This is a genomic window from Pseudomonas sp. GW821-FHT11D10 (assembly GCF_058808435.1).
The window spans coordinates 247,528-260,874 of the sequence record NZ_JBXARR010000009.1 but is presented as its reverse complement, the minus strand read 5'-3'; the positions used below and the strand labels follow the sequence as shown (position 1 = coordinate 260,874).

At 60.8% G+C, this 13,347-nt stretch carries 13 protein-coding genes; 5 read left to right on the top strand and 8 right to left on the bottom strand.

What is annotated here, in order from left to right; translation table 11 throughout:
* Window positions 1–870, top strand: a complete 870-nt coding sequence (locus AC1RT4_RS24245; protein WP_493088432.1) for a TauD/TfdA dioxygenase family protein — start codon at window positions 1–3, stop codon at window positions 868–870.
* Window positions 871–916: 46 nt separating this feature from the next.
* Here AC1RT4_RS24245 and AC1RT4_RS24240 read toward each other — a convergent pair whose 3' ends face one another.
* From AC1RT4_RS24240 to AC1RT4_RS24210, 7 genes are all read right to left on the bottom strand, one after another.
* Complete coding sequence (locus tag AC1RT4_RS24240; protein ID WP_493088430.1) at window positions 917–1,606, bottom strand: hypothetical protein; 690 nt, start codon at window positions 1,604–1,606, stop codon at window positions 917–919.
* On the bottom strand, window positions 1,575–2,615 hold the full coding sequence (locus AC1RT4_RS24235; protein WP_493088428.1) for a GSCFA domain-containing protein: 1,041 nt from the start codon (window positions 2,613–2,615) through the stop codon (window positions 1,575–1,577). The genes AC1RT4_RS24240 and AC1RT4_RS24235 overlap by 32 nt, the downstream gene beginning before the upstream one ends.
* Window positions 2,616–2,652: 37 nt before the next feature.
* The gene (locus AC1RT4_RS24230; RefSeq protein ID WP_493088426.1) at window positions 2,653–3,168 is read right to left on the bottom strand and encodes a GNAT family N-acetyltransferase; all 516 of its coding nucleotides are present in this window, start codon (window positions 3,166–3,168) and stop codon (window positions 2,653–2,655) included.
* Window positions 3,169–3,263: 95 nt separating this feature from the next.
* Window positions 3,264–3,650, bottom strand: a complete 387-nt coding sequence (locus AC1RT4_RS24225; protein ID WP_493088424.1) for a hypothetical protein — start codon at window positions 3,648–3,650, stop codon at window positions 3,264–3,266.
* A 117-nt stretch (window positions 3,651–3,767) separates the two neighbouring features.
* A complete protein-coding gene (locus AC1RT4_RS24220; RefSeq protein WP_192564573.1) occupies window positions 3,768–4,817 on the bottom strand; it encodes an NAD(P)-dependent alcohol dehydrogenase in 1,050 nt (349 codons plus the stop codon).
* 151 nt (window positions 4,818–4,968) lie between these two features.
* Window positions 4,969–5,838 (bottom strand): AraC family transcriptional regulator, encoded by an 870-nt coding sequence (locus AC1RT4_RS24215; protein WP_493088422.1) that lies wholly within the window; start codon window positions 5,836–5,838, stop codon window positions 4,969–4,971.
* A 147-nt stretch (window positions 5,839–5,985) separates the two neighbouring features.
* The gene (locus AC1RT4_RS24210; RefSeq protein WP_493088420.1) at window positions 5,986–7,953 is read right to left on the bottom strand and encodes an alkyl/aryl-sulfatase; all 1,968 of its coding nucleotides are present in this window, start codon (window positions 7,951–7,953) and stop codon (window positions 5,986–5,988) included.
* A 105-nt stretch (window positions 7,954–8,058) separates the two neighbouring features.
* Here AC1RT4_RS24210 and AC1RT4_RS24205 point away from each other — a divergent pair, with 105 nt between their 5' ends.
* From AC1RT4_RS24205 to AC1RT4_RS24195, 3 genes are all read left to right on the top strand, one after another.
* Window positions 8,059–8,982, top strand: coding sequence for a LysR family transcriptional regulator (locus AC1RT4_RS24205; RefSeq protein ID WP_493088418.1), 924 nt, complete (start codon window positions 8,059–8,061; stop codon window positions 8,980–8,982).
* 91 nt (window positions 8,983–9,073) lie between these two features.
* Window positions 9,074–10,294, top strand: coding sequence for an S-type pyocin domain-containing protein (locus tag AC1RT4_RS24200; RefSeq protein WP_493088416.1), 1,221 nt, complete (start codon window positions 9,074–9,076; stop codon window positions 10,292–10,294).
* Between the two features lie 7 nt (window positions 10,295–10,301).
* Entirely contained in the window at window positions 10,302–10,556 is a 255-nt protein-coding gene (locus AC1RT4_RS24195; RefSeq protein ID WP_493088414.1) for a colicin E3-like toxin immunity protein, read from the top strand.
* Between the two features lie 62 nt (window positions 10,557–10,618).
* Here AC1RT4_RS24195 and AC1RT4_RS24190 read toward each other — a convergent pair whose 3' ends face one another.
* The gene (locus AC1RT4_RS24190) at window positions 10,619–11,950 is read right to left on the bottom strand and encodes an amidohydrolase (RefSeq protein ID WP_493088412.1); all 1,332 of its coding nucleotides are present in this window, start codon (window positions 11,948–11,950) and stop codon (window positions 10,619–10,621) included.
* 193 nt (window positions 11,951–12,143) lie between these two features.
* Here AC1RT4_RS24190 and solA point away from each other — a divergent pair, with 193 nt between their 5' ends.
* Complete coding sequence (gene solA / locus AC1RT4_RS24185; RefSeq protein WP_493088410.1) at window positions 12,144–13,307, top strand: N-methyl-L-tryptophan oxidase; 1,164 nt, start codon at window positions 12,144–12,146, stop codon at window positions 13,305–13,307.
* The last annotated feature ends 40 nt before the right edge of the window (window positions 13,308–13,347 follow it).

The following is a 13,347-nucleotide window of genomic DNA, read 5'->3' as shown; positions in this document are numbered from 1 at the left end:
ATGGATCAGTTGGCACTCAAGGCAATCGAGCGCATCGCCGCAGAACGGCGCGCGCCGTATCAGCACATCACGGTCGAGCGGATCACGCCGATCATCGGCGCCGAGATCGGCGGCGTCGACCTGTCGCAACCGCTGAGCGACGAGCAGCTCGCGGAAGTCCGCCGGGCCTTTCTGGAGAACCACGTGGTGGTGTTCCGCGATCAGCATCTGACGGTGGACGAGCACAAGGCGTTTGGCCGGCTGTTCGGTGAGCTGCGGGCGCTACCGGTGGAAGACATCGACGGCGATGATCCGGAACTGGTGGTGATCCGCGCCAACGCGCAATCGCGCTACGTGGCCGGCGAAACCTGGCACACCGACGGCACCGCCGATCTGGCGCCGTCCATGGGCTCGATGCTGTACGTCAAGGAAACCCCGGCCATCGGCACGGGAGGCGATACGCTGTTCGCCAGCATGCACCTGGCGCTGGAAATGCTGTCGCCGACGTTGCAACAGTTTCTTGGCGAACTGACGGCGATCCACGACGGCGCAATTCCATGGAAGGGCTATGAGGCGCCGGCCAACCTGCCGAAAACCGAACACCCGGTGGTGGTTCGCCACCCGGAAACCGGGCGAAAATCGCTGTTCGTCAATTCCGGGTTTACGTCGCACATCGTCCAGTTGTCCGGCGGGGAAAGCCAGGTGCTGTTGAACATGCTGTTCGATCTGGTGGCGCGGGAGCCGTCCCTCAGCTGTCGTGTGCGCTGGGCGCCGAATACGCTGGTGTTCTGGGACAACCGCTGCACCCAGCACCATGCGGTCTGGGATTATTTCCCGCATTCGCGGTATGGCGAGCGGGTGACGATTCTGGGGACGCAGCCCAAGGCTTGAGCTGTAAAAAAACGGTGGGCGCGGCGATGCCGTTCCCACCGGTCATTCACAGACCTTGTTTGAGCAGTTGCTCGACGATCAGCTCGCCGAACGCCAGATTCCCGTGCAGCGGGTCATCCACTTCGCAGTACGCCGAACGCTGAAAACCCTGCTCATCATTCGCTGCAGCGCGCACGTCGATCAGCTCGATGCCGAGTCCTTGCAGGCGCTCGATCAGCAGCGTCTGCGCGGCCATGAACACTCGCGAGTCGGACAACTCCGGCACCCGCTGCGGCGGCAATACGGCGAACACCTTGAGGTTCATCGCCCGAGCTTGCTCATAGAACGCCAGTGCAGGCCGGGACAGGGTGTCGACAATGGATTCGAACAGGGGACCTGCGAGAAAACCTTCGTCGAACTCGCCGTCCGGAGTCTGGTAGCACGTCCAGTTCGGCGCGGTGGCGAGGTAGTGCAGGCTCAGGCCGATGGTGCTGACCAGCGGCACGCCGACCTTCGCCAGTTGCGGCACTTCGAACGGCTCAAGGGCCTGGCGATACAGGCGCTCCAACTCGGCCTCGCGAAACACCACGTCATGGCGGGTCAGGCTGAAAAAATCGACCGCAAAATCCCGGCCAGTGCCCAGCGGACCGCCGCTGAACGGCAACTCACGGGCCTGCGCCGCCTTGCCAATGACCCCGGCATGGGAGTCGCCCAGCAGCAGAAACCTAGGCGTAGTAATCGAGCACGGCGTCTTCACAGACAAGCTCCTCGCTGGACACGCAGGTGGAGGGCACGCTGGCCGGCGTGTGCACCGGTTGAACCGCATCGAGCCCGGCGAAAAACTGCTGCATGACGAACGCCACGCCTTCGGGCGTGACTTCCCGCTGGTTGGGCTGATAGAACGCGCCCTTGAACGGTGTGCCAGTGATGATTTCGTAAGAAGGGAAATAATCGACGTCGTGCAGGTCTTCACACAGCTGCCCAGCGACGGCGCGCAGGACCGATTTGGAATAGGTGGTGGCGCTCAGCACATGCTCGCCCGTGGCGGTCGCCGTCAGGGGCACCGGTGACACGGTGAGCAGCAGGCGCAATTGCGGGTTGATCGAACGCATCAACTCCAGCGCCCGGACCATGTCGCCATAGGTGTCCATGAAGCCGAAATTGCAGAAGCGGTGCAGCAGCGGATCGAAGGTGCCGCGCACGGTGCCGGGGCACACGGGATAGACCAGACCAGTCTGGCGGTTTTGCCAGGCTTCGGTCAGGCCGAGAGTAAACACGAACACTTTGGCCCGGCGCAGGGCGGTGCGAATCGCGTCGAGAGTGGCTTCGCGCGATGCGAACAGTGCGTCCTCGCTGGCAAAACCTTCGGGCTCCACGGCGGGGCGGAACGGGTCGAAGAAACGCCCGTCATGGGTCCAGGTTTCGTCGGGTGGCAGGCTCACGCCCAGTGCCCATTCGAGCCATTGGCACAGCATCGCCGGGGTGTACAGATTGCCGGTGCGGAACGAGAACACCCCGTAGTTGTGGGCCCTCCAGTCGGCCTCGGGCAGTTCGGCCGGGGCCGGTTCCGCATCCAGCCAGTTCATGCCGCGTTCGCCCAGCGCACGACCGATGTGCTGGGCGAAACACGAACCGGCAGTGACGATGGCGTCCTTGTTGCCGATCTCGAACTGTGGCGTCCACAGTTGATCGATGTGCAGCGCGGGCTTGTCAGCCACGGCGGTGCGCCAGAAAGCGCGGGGTGGCAGGCATTGATAAGGATTCACGACGAGGGCCTCCTTGGCGGTCGCTGATAAAACGGGGTCAGCTGATTTGATAGCGGTAGATCAGGTCGTCAAACCACCGATCTCCAATCTGATAGGCCTGCGGCACGCGGCGCTCGAATACAAAACCGCATTTCTCCAACACCTTGCAGGACGCGATATTACCGTCGGTCACGGTCGACTCCAACGAGTCCAGGCCGATGGCGGCCGCATAGTCGATGATCGCTTGCCGCGACTCGGTGCCAAAGCCTTTGCCCTGATGTTCCGGCAACAGCAGGCAACCCACCTCGGCATGCCCCGGCGACAGGATGCGGAATCCGGTCACGCCCAGTTCCTGCCCGCTGGCCCTGTCGGTCACCACCAGACACAACCAGTGATCCGACTGCGGCCCCCAGGCCGGAAGCCGATGTTCGAAGCCTTTGCGCACCTGGTCCTCGGCGATTTCACCGAACACGTACTGCATGGTTTGCGGCTCGGAATGCAGCCTGAGGAACAGCGGCCAGTCGGATTCGACCATCGTGCGCAGGTCCAGGCGTTGCGTGGTGAGGTCGAGCATCCGCTGCTCCTTGCAAGAATGGAAAAAGGAGAGGGTTTTTTACTTGGTGTGGGGGGAAAGATCAATGAGCGGCACTGCTCGCGGTTTCAATGGTTTTACTGAGCCTGGGTGTTTATTTTTTTAGCGATGATCGTGACGCCTTCGGTATAGCTGTAACCATATCCATAGCCGTATCCCCAGCCGCCCTGGGGCATTTCTTTGTATTTGTAATCGTAGCTGTACGCACCGGAAAGGATCGGGAGGATGGATTGAACTTCGTATCCTTCTTCGTTGAGGCGCTTCACCGCATCATTGATGTCCTCGTTCAAGCGTTGGCCATCGATCTGGGAGTCAGACCAGCCTGTCTGCTTCCACTCGATGACCTTCTCCATCTCCTCTTTTTCGCCAAAAAGCCCTTTCTTCATCCGGCCAGTGGGTACTTTGACTTCTACGTTTTCGCCGATCGGGCAAAAGTGGGCTTTTACGTAAACTGCTTTGTTCATGAAATTCCTTTCCGCAAAAAACTCGGGTCTGAAGACTTCGAAGACGATTTGATATCCTTTTGATATCAAAAAGGCTACTTCAATCGAGGTGATTTTGGAAAGGAATACCTGAGAGGTTCAGCCAGCCAGCGTCGCGTTATCGATCACAAACCGATACTTCACATCGCCCTGCAGCATCCGCTCGTAAGACGCATTGATCTGATCGGCGCGAATCAGCTCGATGTCGGAAACGATGCCGTGCTCGGCACAGAAATCCAGCATCTCCTGAGTCTCCGGAATACCGCCGATCATCGAACCGGCGATGGTCCGGCGCTTCATGATCAGGTTGAACACGTTCGGTGACGGATGCGGCGAGGCGGGCGCACCCACCAGCGTCAGGGCGCCGTCGCGTTTGAGCAGCACCAGGAACGCGTCGAGATCGTGAGGCGCGGCGACGGTGTTGAGGATCAAGTCGAAGCTCTTGGTGTGCGCGGCCATTTCCTCGACGTTGCGCGATACCACGACCTCATCGGCCCCCAACGCCTTGGCGGCTTCACGCTTGGACTCGGAGGTGGTGAACGCCACGACATGCGCGCCCATCGCATGGGCCAGTTTGATCCCCATGTGGCCCAGGCCACCGATACCGACCACACCGACTTTTTTGCCCGGCCCGGCATTCCACTGGCGCAGTGGCGAGTAAGTGGTGATGCCCGCACACAGCAGCGGCGCGACGGCGGCCAGTTGAGCTTCAGGATGGCGGATACGCAGCACGTAACGCTCATGCACCACGATGTTTTGCGAGTAGCCGCCAAGGGTCCAGCCCGGTGCATCCGGGGTCGGGAAGTTGTAGGTGCCGATCATGCCGTCACAGTAGTTTTCCAGGCCGGTTTCGCAGTCGTCGCAGTGTTTGCAGCTGTCGACGATGCAGCCGACACCCACCAGATCACCGACCTTGTAGTCGGACACATGGGCGCCGACTGCCGAAACGCGGCCGACAATCTCGTGCCCGGGCACGCAGGGGAATTGCGTCCCGGCCCATTCTGCGCGCACCTGGTGCAGGTCGGAGTGGCAAATGCCGCAGAAGGCGATATCGATCTGCACATCATGGGCCGCCGGCGCGCGGCGATTGATCTGCATCGGCTCAAGGGGTTGGTCGCCGGCGTGGGCACCGTAGGCGTGTACAAGCATGGGAACGTCCTCGAAGGATCAGTCGGACAGTCATCTTCACGTTCCGTGTCCCCGTTCTGTTAGCGCATTTCTCCGGATTGATTGCCTGATTCTGCTCGCAGTCGTGCGCATTTGCCCGACCGGCTGCACCAGCAGGTCGGGCGTGAGCAGGCTAGCGCAGCGGCACGTAGATATCCGTCTGCCACTGATCCTTCGGGGTTTCGGGGTTGATGCTCAAGTATTCGAAAAACAGAGGGTGATCACGCAGTTCTTCGCCGCTGGCCGGTAACCAGTCGCGGTAAATCGGGTAGATGGTTTCGCCGATGTGATCGGTGGAGCCCACATGACGGACGACGGCGCAGCGACCGGCGGGAATGATCAGCTCGCCGACATTGAATGCATTGGGCGCCACGGCGTCGTGAATCTCGCCGCAAATCGCGAAGTGAAAGTCTTGCGGTGGTGTCGTGTCGGGATTGCTATAGGGAATCCCGAATGTGCGGCTCGACGCCACCGGTGACTGGCCACTTTGCTGGCGCCACTGGATGAACGTTTGCACGCTTTGATTGAGAAGCCCCGGGGGGCCGCGGTGTTCGAGCGCGGCGACGCGAACTTCGGGGAAGTCGACAGTTCGTACCTGCATGGCAATGCTCCTTGAGAAATGAGGAATGGCAAAGACCGAATGCCAGACCTTCCAGTCCGGTGCCTTGCGAAAGGCCCCGGGCGAGAGGCCGAGGGCTCGCTTGAATGCCCTCGAAAACGCCTCGGGACTATCGAAGCCCGTATCCAGCGCGGCGTCCATCACCGAGAGGTCAGGCAGGGCAATCAAGCGGTGTGCCGCACGACGCAGGCGCATCAACTGCACATAACGAGAAACGGGCACGCCGACGAATACCGTAAATTGCCTGTGAAAGTGGAACTCGGAAAAGTTCGCAACCTGACTTAACGCCTTCACCGACAGGTCGCCTTCAAGGTTGGCGTCGATGTAGGCGAGTACCGCCGTGAAGCGTCTGGCGTAGGCAATTTGAGTCGGAGTGTCGGGCACGGTGTGGAAGTCCTGGAAATTCGGTCGGCCTTAGAATCGACGATAGCGGCCTGAATGCGCCTAGCCGTATTTGCTCAAGGCAGAAAGTCGGTGCTGACACACTGCACCGACTTGCCGAATCATTACACTCGCTCGGTGCGTTGTGAATCAGTCACGCGCCTGGGCAACGATTGCAAAATTCCCCGGCGCCTTTTCCAGCAGGCCCAGGAATCTCACGAGATCGACCTTGCTGCCTTCCACTTTCAGATCATCGGAAGTGAGCGTTTCCTTCAGCCCGGCGGTGCCGCCCAGCAGCTGGACGAACAGGTCCTTGGTGACGGTCAGCGTTGCGTTGGCGTTCGCCGCCGTCGGGCCTTTTCGATAGTGCAGCACGGCGTTCTCGATCCACAGCACGAACGATTCATTCGTATCGGTCAGCACCAGATTGAACGTCCAGTTCTTGCCATCCGCCGCCGGCCCGTCGAGGCTCGCGGCCATGGCTTCGAGGAAGCGTTCGGTGGGCGTCTGTTTCATCAGCTCGATCAGGTCAGAGCGTCTGACGCCCTTGGCCGGCGGGCCGTTGCGCAGCTCCATGGCCGCCGTCAGGTAGCTGTTGCGCCAGGTCGCCGATTCCGCCTGATAGCCCATCTGTTCGTACGCGCGGGCCAGCAGTTCCTTGGCGGCCGTGTCGTCGGGTTTGGCGAGCACGGCCTGATCCAGCAGTTCGGCGACCCAGCGGTATTCGCCCTTGTCATAGGCCACGCGGGCGGCTTCGACCACTTTGGCGTTACCTCCCATCAGTTCGACATAGCGCTTTGCCGATTCTTTGGGCTCCAGCGGATTCAAGTGTGCGGGGTTGCCGTCGTAGGCGCCCAGGTACATCTGGTAGATCGCCTTGACGTTGTGGCGCAGGTCGCCGTAATAGCCGCGGGTGCCGAAGTACGAGGCCAGCGAATCCGGCAGCTGGATCTTGTCGGCGATCTCGTTGGGGGTATAGCCGGCGTTCATCAGGCGCACGGTCTGGTCGTGCAGGTATTTGTAGACATCGCGGTGCTTGGTGATGAATTCGCGGATCCGCTCGTTGCCCCAGATCGGCCAGTTGTGCTGACCGAAATAGACCTCGGTGTCTCCCAGTTCGTCGAGGGCGATTTGCGTGTAGTCGGACCAGCGCAGCGCATCACGTACCTTGGCGCCACGGATCGGCAAGAGGTTGTGCATGGTCTGCGCCAACAGCTCCGCACCGCCGTATGCCTTGAGCGCGGGGATCGAAAAAGTCAGCTCGGCCGGGGCTTCCGCGCCGGGCATGTTGTGGAACACGAAGCTGACGCCGTCGAGCACCAGCGGCTGGATCGGCTGGTCGATGATCTGCGTCGGCGGCAGGATACCCATGCTGCCGTAGGCGACGTTCTTGCCCAGCCCGGTGTCGACGATGCCGGTGGCGCCCGGCGTCAGATTCTTGCCGAACTGATACATCGAACGCCGTGCCATCGCCGGGCCCGCCAGGATGTTTTCGCTGGTGGCTTCCTCCATGAACCCGGCTGGCGCAACGATGGGAATGTTGCGCTGGGCCACTTCGCTGCTCGAGGTGATGCCCAGCACACCGCCGAAATGGTCGGCATGGTCATGGGTGAAAATGATCGCGGTGACGGGTTTGTTGCCCAGATGCTCGCGGGCAAATGCCAGCGCTGCGGCGGCGGATTCCCGGGAGGTCAGCGGGTCGACCACGATCCAGCCGGTTTGCCCGTCGATCAGCGTCATGTTGGCGATGTCGAAACCGCGCAACTGGTAAATCCCGTCGCGGACCTTGAACAGACCGATCTGCGCGTTGAGCATCGCGTGGCGCCACAGGCTCGGATTGACGGTGGCCGGCGCCTGGCCTTCGACGAAGCGGTACGCATCGAAATCGATCAGGACATTGCCGTCAGCGCCGAGGATCTTGCCGGTGGGGCGGGCGATGAACCCGCGCTGGGCATCTTCCATGTCGCGGTTGTCGCTGAGGTCCTGGCCCTTGATCGACGCCTGGATCACCGCTGCCGTGGCGGGCGTGGCGTCGCCGGCTGCGACGTTGGGCTTGTTGTCACAGCCGCCGAGGGACACCAGCGTCAGGGCGATGATCGTGTAGAGGGTCGGTTTCATTCTTGTTGTTCTCCGAGGGTCGAATGCGCTCCAGCCTAGGGGCCGGGCGGCGATGTATCCAATGCATTGTTTACATCCGGATAATGCGTCGCTAGCATCGGGCGAATGGACCTCAAACGACTCTCACACCTTCTCGCGCTGGCCGATGAACGCCATTTCGGTCGCGCGGCCGAGCGCGTTCACCTCAGCCAGCCGGCCCTGAGCCGCAGCATTCAGGCGCTGGAGAGCGAAACCGGGCAGCGCCTGTTCGATCGCGACACCGGCGACGTCCGCCCGACGCCGGCGGGGGAGTTCCTGATCGAGCGGGCGCGGCGGCTGCTGTTCGATGCCCGGTCGCTGGAGCGGGACATGGCGCTCTACAGCGATCGCCAACTGGGCAGCCTCGCGTTCGGCGTCGGGCCGTTCCCGGCGGCCATGTTGATGCATCAGGTGGTGCCGCGACTGCGCCTGGATCACCCGGCCGTCACGCTGCGGGTGGAAGTGAACAACTGGCAGATTCTCGAGGCGCGGCTGCGCGCTGAAGCGATCGAATTCTTCGTTGCCGATATCCGCAATTTCACGGCGGAATCTGATCTTTTGATCCGTTCGCTGGGCCAGGTATCGGCAGGCTTCTTCGTGCGACCGGAGCACCCGCTGGCCGGGCGTAAAGTGGCGATGGGCGAACTGGAAGGCTACGGCATCGCCACGACGCGCCTGCCCGAAGTGGTGAAACTCGAGACCGCCCGAACACTTGGCATCTCCACCCGCCAGGCGCTACCGATCGTGCTGGAGTGTGATGATGTGGCGTTGCTCAAGACCGTAGCCGGCTCAACCGATACGATCCTCGGCGTCATCCATGGCGCTGTGGCTGAAGATATTCGGGTGGGGCGTTTGATTGAGCTTCATGTTGTGGACAGGCCGGGATTTCACTCTGAAATTGGTGTGGTGAGCTTGCAGGGCAGGAGCTTGTCGCCGACGGCTTTGTGTGTGATCGAGGCGGTCGTTGCTGAGATGCAATCCGTTCACGTCGAACAATCCCCACGTTTTTAGAGACGCGTCCTACAGCCACGATTTTCCTGCTTCGTTAACGTCGTGCAGCCCCTTGCGAGGGGCTGTCGATGCATGAACGAAAGGACAATCAGTGGCTGGTCAAAAGGACATTCCCCGGGTTCCCAACCCACCGGCGGGCGACGGGCATCACGTTACCTACCGCTATATGACGGCCACCGAACTGGCCGATCAGCAAGAACGACAAGACAAGTACGACGCCATGCTGGCGAGGCAGGATGCATTCGAGCGTAGCCGTGAGGTCGCGGCGAACAAGCCTGAGCCGGTGCGCGCCGGCTGCGTGTTTGCCAAGTCCTGCAAGTTGCCGGACGCGATCATCGATTACTCGAACCCTTCGGGGATGGTGCCGACTGACAGCCTGAAGGATTACGGCGAGCTGATTTTGCTCGGTGGCCGTGAGGCCGATGACAGCGGTGGGGTTGAGCTCAAGAAAATCAGCGGCACCGCAATCCCTGCGGGGCTGGGCACTTTTGCCCTTGCCGGTGAGGCGTTCAAGGCATTACCCGCGTTGGCCTCTGCTGCCGTCATCAGCCCGTTGCTCGGTTTGGTGACGATGTTCATGCCATCGAACCTGGGCGACAGCGCGCTCTATACCGAAGACCAGTTGCTCGCCCTCAAACAGGCCCGAACTCGCGTACGCCTGCGTGTCGAACAGCAGGCCGATGGCAGCCTCAAGGGTTACGGCTTCTACACGGGCAAGAATCGCGATTGGGAGATGGTTGATGTCGTGCAGTTTGCTGCACGTGGTAGCCGGTTTATTGCAGACCTTGGCGAAGGTGTTGAGCTGATCTGGACGCCCGCCGTGGACGGCTCCGACATCCTCGGCATCCCTGCGCTGGAGGCTGCTCCGCAAGCGCCGCATATCTGGGTGTACCCGCCGACGAAAGCGGCGGACGGGATTCTGGTGAATCCGGTTTATCCGCCGGAGTATCGGGATTTCATTCTGGTGTTTCCGGTGAATTCCGGGGTTAAGCCGATTTATATTGTTTTAAATGTACGCGGCCATGGCACAGCCAAGGCTGGTCACACCTACCACCCGGCCCCTGAGACAGACGAAATCACAGCGTTTCCAGGATTGAGAAGAGCGAAAAAGAAAACCCCGTACTCGGGTGGCCTCCGGGATCGCTGGATAGACGCAAAAGGGAGGACGATATATGAATGGGACTTTCTTCACGGAGAGCTTGAGGCCTATCGCGCGAGTGACGGTACTCATTTGGGGTCGTACGACCATAGAACCGGTAAGCAACTAGATCCCCCTAAAGGGAAAAAGCGAAGCATCAAAAAGTACTTGTGAGGGATTTATGGGATTGAAAGCCAGACTTGAGTGGTATGACAAGGAAACCGAACTCGGTATGGGAGAGGAATTATCGAAAGATTTCGGTGACGACGGTGCTTTAATCGAATCACTCGGCATACCAATTGAAAACAATATAAACAATGGCGGATTCGACGTGCTCTCAAACTGGGTGAGCATTCTTCAACCGAATTTCAACCATGTCATTGATCCATCTTCTTACGACTACCAAATTTCGTTCGTTTACCGTGATCAATGGTAAGCACCAAAACAATACCCCCGATCAGTCATCTGATCGGGGGCTAAACCTGCGAACGGGATTAGTCAGCCTTGCTGACCCCGCCCCGCATAATTGAGCACAAATTGCACATGCGCCTTCACCCCGGTGGCCAGTGTCGCGTCATCGGCGGTGAAGTAGGGGCTGTGGTTGTTCGGCGCCTTGCTCAAGTCCTGGCCTTCCGGCGTTGCGCCGAGGAACACGAACAGCCCCGGCACTTCGCGTGCGTAGTAGGAGAAGTCCTCGCTCGGCGACAGCGAGGCTGGCAGGCGCTCGACCTTGCCCGGCGCTGCCAGCTCGAGGGCCGGGATCATGGCTTCGGTCAGGGCCGGATCGTTGGTGGTTACCGGTGCATTGTTTACCAGCAGCAGATTGGCCTGGGTTTCGTAGGCGCTGGCGATGCTGTTCACCAGCGGCGGCATCTTTTTCAGGATCGTGTCGCGGATGTCGGCGTTGTTGGTGCGGATGGTCCCGGTCATTTCCACGGTCTCGGGAATGATGTTGGCCGCCGAACCGCCATTGATCGTACCGACGCTGATCACGCCCATGCCCTGGGTCAGGTCGACGCGCCGACTGACCAGCGTCTGCAATCCGCTGATGATGCCTTGACTGGCGACAATCGGATCAACACCGCTCCAGGGCGCCGAGCCATGAGTCTGCTGGCCCTTGACCGTGACGCGGAACGAGTCGCTGCTGTTGAGCACGGTTCCGGATTTGTAGAACAGGTGCCCGGTCGGATAACCCGCCATCACATGCACCCCGAACACCGCCTCGACCTTGGGCGAATCGAGCGCGCCATCGCGGATCATCGCTTGCGCGCCAATCAAAGTGTCGGTCTGGAACTCATCGACATCGGCCGCGCCTTCTTCAGCCGGCTGAAACAGAAACACCACCGTCCCGCGAACTTGATCCCGATGTTCGGCCAGCACCTTCGCGGCGCCCAGCAACATCGCGGTGTGGGTGTCGTGCCCGCAGGCATGCATCACCGGCACGCTCTTGCCCAGTCGCGTGCTGGTGGCCTGACTGGCGAACGGCAGGTTCGTCATCTCCTTGACCGGCAAGGCGTCCATGTCGGCGCGCAACGCCACAACCGGCCCCGGTAATCCGCCTTTCAACACCCCCACAACACCCGTCTTGCCGACCCCGGTGCGCACTTCAATGTTCGACGCCTTCAGCCGCTCGGCCACCAGTGCGGCGGTCTTGAACTCGAGATTGCCCAGCTCTGGATGCTGATGAATCGTGTGGCGCAGATCGATGACATCCTGATTGACCGCGCTCACGGCGCCATCGACCCAGGGCGCATCGGCGGCATGGCTGGCAGTGGCAACGAACGAGGACAGAACGGCGAGGCAGAGTGTGGTTTTGCAGAAACGGATCAAGGCGGAACTCTCTCTTATGGTTTTTATTGGCGTCAGAGGGTATGCCGCGATGCAAGGCGGGACAAACGAGTCTGGCCGGTAATCGCACGGCTTTTGGTTTTTCGCGTTTTTGCCAGAGCGCGGCTTTCAGCGGATTGTTTTCCATCGCCTGATCCGCTTCACTGTGGCTCTTTTGCCTGAGCGGAAATCAATCATGGAACGATGCGAAGCACTGGTCATCGGCCTCGGCGCCATGGGCGCGGCCACCGTGTATCAACTGGCGAAAGCCGGGGTCAACGTGGTCGGCATCGACCGCCACAATCCGCCGCACACATTCGGCTCCAGCCATGGCGACACCCGCATCACCCGACTGTCCGTGGGCGAGGGCGCGCAATACGTGCCCATCGTGCGCAACTCCCACCGCATTTGGCGCGAGCTGGAAGCGCTGTCAGGCGAGTCCCTGTTCGAACAGTCCGGCCTGCTGGTGCTGACCTCCAACCCCGGCTTCGATCCCGCCGACGAAACCGACTTCACCCTGCGCACCATCGCCCTGGCACAGACCTATGGCATCGAACACGAAGTCCTCGACGCCGCCCAGATCCGCCAGCGCTTCCCGCAGTTCGCCCAGGTGCGCGACGACGCCATTGGTTACTTCGAACCCGAAGGCGGTTTCGTAAGGCCCGAACGCTGCATCGACGTGCAACTGAGATTGGCCGAACAACACGGCGCCACGCTCTATAAGGGCGAGACCGTGACCCACATCAGCTCGGACGAACAGGGCGTCACCGTCACCACCGACCAGCGCACCGTGCGGGCGAACAAACTGGTGGTCACCGCCGGCAACTGGGCGGGCGGCTTGTTGGGCGCACCGTTCGACAGGCTGCTCAGCGTCTATCGGCAAAAACTGTTCTGGTTCGAAACCGAGCCCGACGCAGGACTGGTCGGCCACTCACCCACGTTCATCTTCACTCACGGCCCGGACGACGATTTCTATGGCTTTCCCGCGTTGCCGGGGGAGGGCAGTTTGAAGGTGGCTACGGCGCAATATCACAGCACGTCCACGCCCGAGACTCTGGATCACACAGTCTCGGCCGAGGAAGAACGCGAGATGTACGAACAGCAGGTGCAGGGGCGCATTGCCGGGCTGACGGATCGGGTAGTGAAGTCAGCGGTTTGCGCCTACACCGTTACACCGGATCGGCATTTCATCATTGATGAGCATCCACGGTTGCAGCATACGTTGGTGGTGTCGGCATGCTCCGGGCATGGGTTCAAACACTCGGCGGCACTGGGGGAGGCGTTTGCGCAGTGGTGTTTGCGGGGGGAGAGTGAGCTGGATCTTTCGTTGTTTTCGGTGGGGCGGTTTGAGGGGGCGTGACAACATTCGTGAGGGACTGCTATCGGCCAAAAGCAGACGT

Excerpts from the sequence above, each read along its gene's own strand:
- AC1RT4_RS24225 (WP_493088424.1), bottom strand. The coding sequence starts at position 3,650 with ATGAACAAAGCAGTTTACGTAAAAGCCCACTTTTGCCCGATCGGCGAA.
- AC1RT4_RS24220 (WP_192564573.1), bottom strand. The coding sequence starts at position 4,817 with ATGCTTGTACACGCCTACGGTGCCCACGCCGGCGACCAACCCCTTGAG.
- AC1RT4_RS24195 (WP_493088414.1), top strand. The coding sequence starts at position 10,302 with ATGGGATTGAAAGCCAGACTTGAGTGGTATGACAAGGAAACCGAACTC.
- solA (WP_493088410.1), top strand. The coding sequence starts at position 12,144 with ATGGAACGATGCGAAGCACTGGTCATCGGCCTCGGCGCCATGGGCGCG.
- AC1RT4_RS24205 (WP_493088418.1), top strand. The coding sequence starts at position 8,059 with ATGGACCTCAAACGACTCTCACACCTTCTCGCGCTGGCCGATGAACGC.
- AC1RT4_RS24210 (WP_493088420.1), bottom strand. The coding sequence starts at position 7,953 with ATGAAACCGACCCTCTACACGATCATCGCCCTGACGCTGGTGTCCCTC.
- AC1RT4_RS24245 (WP_493088432.1), top strand. The coding sequence starts at position 1 with ATGGATCAGTTGGCACTCAAGGCAATCGAGCGCATCGCCGCAGAACGG.
- AC1RT4_RS24230 (WP_493088426.1), bottom strand. The coding sequence starts at position 3,168 with ATGCTCGACCTCACCACGCAACGCCTGGACCTGCGCACGATGGTCGAA.